We start from the raw sequence: 4,263 nt of genomic DNA, 5'->3' as shown, positions 1-4,263 counted from the left end.
GGCTCCCATCCGGCCCAGGCAGCCAACCAGCACTTCTGCCTACCACACCGCCCTCGCGGCTTGCTTGAGCCGGGTGCGAGGACGACTCGCACGCCCGGTTCTGAGGGGGCCCTGGTGCAGCAATGCACCAGGGCTACCCGACCGCCCGCACGCTTGCGATCACCAGGCGCCAGAGTACGAGAGACAAAGAAGCTGTTCGCCGGCATCATCGTGGTGACAGCCGTGACGATCGCTCACTTCAGTGCTGGTCGAGTGCCACTTTTGCGGCGGCTTCTGGTGCTATACCCCCTCAGACTTCGCGGCGCAGGTCATGGATACAAGATCCCTCAATGAAAGCTCGTGCGTAGCGCAGGATCCAAGCGCTTCCGGGTGTCGTTTTCCTGATCAATTGTTTTGTAGCCACCAGATGATTATGGCGACGATGGCGGAGCCGGTTGCTGCGGCTATGCCGCGGATGGCGGCGAACATGGCGGCGCGGCTCAGACGCCGTAGTGTCGCTGACCTGTCCTTCATGAAGAACCCTTCCTGGTAGGGACGACCCGTGTGGTAGGCATTGGCCTCAGGTTGTGGGAGTCGGAGTTCTGCCGTCTGAAAGTGCGGGCATTGCGGGCAAAATCCGTCCTACACTGCACGTCACAGGTCATCTGCTAGCGCCCGTTGCGGGCGGCGGGCACGATCCGGGCAGTAGAGAGGGGCAGACGGGATGGGAGGAGAAGCCCGCGCGCTATATGAGGCACTGCGGGCCTTGGAGCATCGTGCCAAGGTCGCACAAGGCACGGGATATTCGCGTCGGGAGATCGAACGCGTCTTGAAGGCAGAGCCTTACAAGGTCGTCTTCGATAGCCGGCGGATCAGCACCTGGCTACCGCAGAACCCCGACAAGGCGCAGGTACCGCGCACTGTCGATGCGGTGTGGCCCCTAGTGCAGCTATGGAGCTACTGGGCTGGTGATAGGACTCCCTCTCGCCGTTTCTGGAGCGACCTAGTCGAGGCTGCCCAATCCAACCGCAGCCCCGAAAGCGCAGCATCACAACCGCCTGGCTGGCCAATGACGAAGGTAATCGATCCATTTACCTTGGGGGTGCATCGAGCTATCGATGTTGTCTCTCCTGCAGCTGAGGCCGAACTGCCTGTACTGCCCACTTATGTCAAGCGAGCCCATGACGAGCAACTACACCAGATCCTGAAGCGGGCTGTCGGCGGACAAAGTGCGATAGCGATGCTCGTCGGTGGGTCTTCCACTGGCAAGACTCGGGCGTGCTGGGAAGTTATCCACGCTTTTCCAGCCGGGTGGCGATTGTGGCATCCGATTGACCTTACTAACCCCGAGGTCTTTCTCAAGGAGTTAACTCTGGTTGCCCCACGCACGGTGATTTGGATCAACGAAAGCCAACACTACCTTTTTACCCCAACCTCCGCGCTTGGTGAGAGAGTCTCCGTCGCACTCCGAGAGCTACTACGCGATCATGAGCGCGCTCCAGTACTCGTGCTAGGTACCATCTGGCCGGAATACTTCAATACTCTGACCACCAGCCCCGCTCCTGGAGCGGTCGATCCGCACCCTCATGCCCGAGCTTTGTTGACAGGCATGGACATTCCTGTCCCTACGACTTTCACTGGCATCGACATGGATACCCTCAAAGCCAAAGACCATAACGATGCGCGACTTTTTCACGCCATTCGGTTCGCTGAGGATGGCCATATCACTCAATATCTTGCCGGTACTCCAGCTCTACTGGAACGCTACCGAACGGCACCCGCGATAGCTCAAGCACTGATCCATGCGGCGATGGACGCCCGCCGTCTGGGCCACAGCTTCGCTCTTACTGGCAACTTTCTTGCACACGCTGCTCCGAGCTACCTCACCGATCAACAATGGAGCGAGGCGGGAGACGACTGGCTGGAGCAGGGCCTTGCCTATACTGCCAAACCCTGCCGCGGCGCTCGCGGACCGCTCACTCGAATCCGACCTCGTCCTGGAGCCCCCGTTCCTCCCCAGCCCCTCTATCGCTTGGCGGACTACCTCGACCAACATGCTCGCGGCGCTCGGACCTTCCTTTGCCCACCTGACGGTTTCTGGGCTGCCGCCCGCTACGGTGCTACCACCGATGATCTCATTGCCTTAGCCCGTGCCGCTCAAAAGCGGTGGCGTAATCGCTATGCGGCACAGTTGTATCGTCAGGCCGCCAATGCCCACCGCACTGACGCGCTACTAGCCCTAGCCCTGATACATGAGGAGTCTGGAGACTACACCGGGGCCGAACACCTGTATTCTGACGTTGCCAATTCGGGTAATGCTGCAGGTTTTTGGGGCTTGGCTCAGCTGAGCATGAAGATGGGTGACCATGCCAAAGCTGAAAGCCGCATCCGTCAGGCCGCAGAGGTTGGACATGGCGAGGCTCTGTTAACCCTCGCTCGTATGCAAGAAGAGGCAGGTAATACATTCGAGGCAGAGCGCCTATATCGGCAAGCTGCCGACACCGGCAATAACGTCGCTCTGCGTGCCTTAGCTCGGATAAGGAAACAAGCAGGAGACCATGTCGAAGCAGAGCGTCTCACTCAACGGGCGGCCAGAGGGGTCCAAACTTTTCGTCGCCGCAGTCTGGCTGATATCCAGCAGCGTCTTGGGGGGAAAGTCGAAGCTGAACGTCGCTTTCGCGAATACGTCACCGCTGGCGACAGTCATGCATTATCGATACTGGCTGAAATGAGAGAAGACGCCGGAGATCATATAGAGGCTGAGAACCTCGCCTACCAAGCCGCCGAGGACGGTTCCACTGAGGCGTTGATAGCTTTAATCGGTATCCGCTACAACGCTGGCAACCAAAAAGACGCAGAGCGCCTCGCCTGGCAGGCCGCTAATGCAGGCGACGCTGAGGGGTTAAAGGAGATAGCTCGAATTAGGGGCGAGGATCCTTACTGGCGCCAGATGCTCCAGTTCGGCTTAGAAGCTGACGGCTGTGTTTCTGATCCCTGGTAATGACCGATTTGGAGGCCGATAGCGTGCCATAGTTCGAAGGCTCGTGGCCCGGTCGTGTCATCCGTCGCTGGGCTCCGGTGGCTACTACATAGACGAAGAACGTCGGAGTCGGGCACCTGATCACGACCTCGGAAAGCGTCATCTATGCCACGACCTGCATGCTGCTCCTGCACCGCCTTGGCGCATCCTGATCATGACTTTTCAGGCACCCCCTAGTCCTGTTCTCCTCGCGCTCGATTTCAGACGCGAACCGTCTCCCATACACCGAGCAGGCCGCTCACTCTCTGGTCGTAGTCTGCCTAGAGGCTGATTACTACACCTGAAAGCGGAAGGTCAGGCTGTGGGGTCGGACCGAAGCGCGGTGTCAGCCTTGCGGCTGGTCCGTTTCTCCGGCCCGCCCTCCGAACCCGGCGTGCGACTCTCACCGCACCGGGCTCTCCACAGGTTCATGCCGCTGGAGATGGTTCTGTCTGCCGTGACCAGGGTGTCGGGATGTTCCAGGCGCGCCAGCGATACCGCGTGACCGGTAGCGATGCCGCGTCCAGCAGAACGATTCCCTGTGCGGAGATCTCCCAGCTGTTGTTGAGCAGCCGGGTCCGCACCTTCTTCCACGACATGCCACCGTGCCGCTTGCGCAGCCACCAGTAGAGGCGGTGCCAGACGTAGTGGCCCAGATAGCTGAACGTCCGTTTGGACGAGCCGTGCCGGAAGTAGTTGCACCAGCCCCGGATCACCGCGTTCAAGCGGATCAACAGGGTTCTCAGGTCAGGCTGTCCTGGGTGGATCAGCGCCCGCACCTTGGCGATCGCCGTGTTGATCGCCTTCTTGCTCGGGTAGGTGTAGACGGTCCACTTGCGGGTTCCTCGTTTGCGGCGCCGCTGGATGTGGTGCCCCAGGAAGACGAACCCGTCATCGATGTGGGTGACCGAGGTCTTGGCCTCCGATAGGCGCAAGCCCATCGGGGCCAGTACCGCGGCCGCCTGCTCCCTCAACCGTTCGGCGTCGTGGCGGGTGCCGTTGACCAGGGCGACCCAATCGTCGGCGTAGCGGACCAGCCGCCAGTTCGCCACCCCACGTTGACGCCGGTTGTCGCGCTGCCGGACGGTGGCCATCGCCTCCTGGTGCTCGGCCATGAACGGGAGTGTCTAATGAACGGCGGATCTGCTGATCAAGGAGAGACGCCAAGTGAGCGAGACGACGATCGAGCGCGAGTCCGTGGAGGAGCCGGTCGGCGAGGCCACGTCGGACGGGCAGTTGATCGCCATGCTGGTCGACCGGGCCCG

At 60.8% G+C, this 4,263-nt stretch carries 3 protein-coding genes; 1 reads left to right on the top strand and 2 read right to left on the bottom strand.

Annotated elements, in window-relative coordinates:
• Positions 1–384: 384 nt before the first annotated feature.
• Positions 385–513 (bottom strand): hypothetical protein, encoded by a 129-nt coding sequence (locus tag AB0C16_RS39790; RefSeq protein ID WP_357691291.1) that lies wholly within the window; start codon positions 511–513, stop codon positions 385–387.
• A 190-nt stretch (positions 514–703) separates the two neighbouring features.
• Here AB0C16_RS39790 and AB0C16_RS39785 point away from each other — a divergent pair, with 190 nt between their 5' ends.
• A complete protein-coding gene (locus AB0C16_RS39785) occupies positions 704–2,980 on the top strand; it encodes a hypothetical protein (protein ID WP_357691289.1) in 2,277 nt (758 codons plus the stop codon).
• 446 nt (positions 2,981–3,426) lie between these two features.
• On the opposite strand, the gene AB0C16_RS39780 is transcribed toward AB0C16_RS39785, so the two are convergent.
• Positions 3,427–4,113, bottom strand: coding sequence for a group II intron maturase-specific domain-containing protein (locus AB0C16_RS39780; protein WP_357691287.1), 687 nt, complete (start codon positions 4,111–4,113; stop codon positions 3,427–3,429).
• Positions 4,114–4,263: the final 150 nt, after the last annotated feature.

The organism is Nonomuraea sp. NPDC048916 (assembly GCF_040649575.1).
Classification (GTDB): Bacteria; Actinomycetota; Actinomycetes; order Streptosporangiales; family Streptosporangiaceae; genus Nonomuraea.
This window is presented reverse-complemented; position numbering and strand designations above follow the sequence as displayed.

Bases quoted from the DNA above. Each gene is read 5' to 3' on its own strand.
- AB0C16_RS39780 (WP_357691287.1), bottom strand. From the start codon at position 4,113: ATGGCCGAGCACCAGGAGGCGATGGCCACCGTCCGGCAGCGCGACAAC.
- AB0C16_RS39790 (WP_357691291.1), bottom strand. From the start codon at position 513: ATGAAGGACAGGTCAGCGACACTACGGCGTCTGAGCCGCGCCGCCATG.
- AB0C16_RS39785 (WP_357691289.1), top strand. From the start codon at position 704: ATGGGAGGAGAAGCCCGCGCGCTATATGAGGCACTGCGGGCCTTGGAG.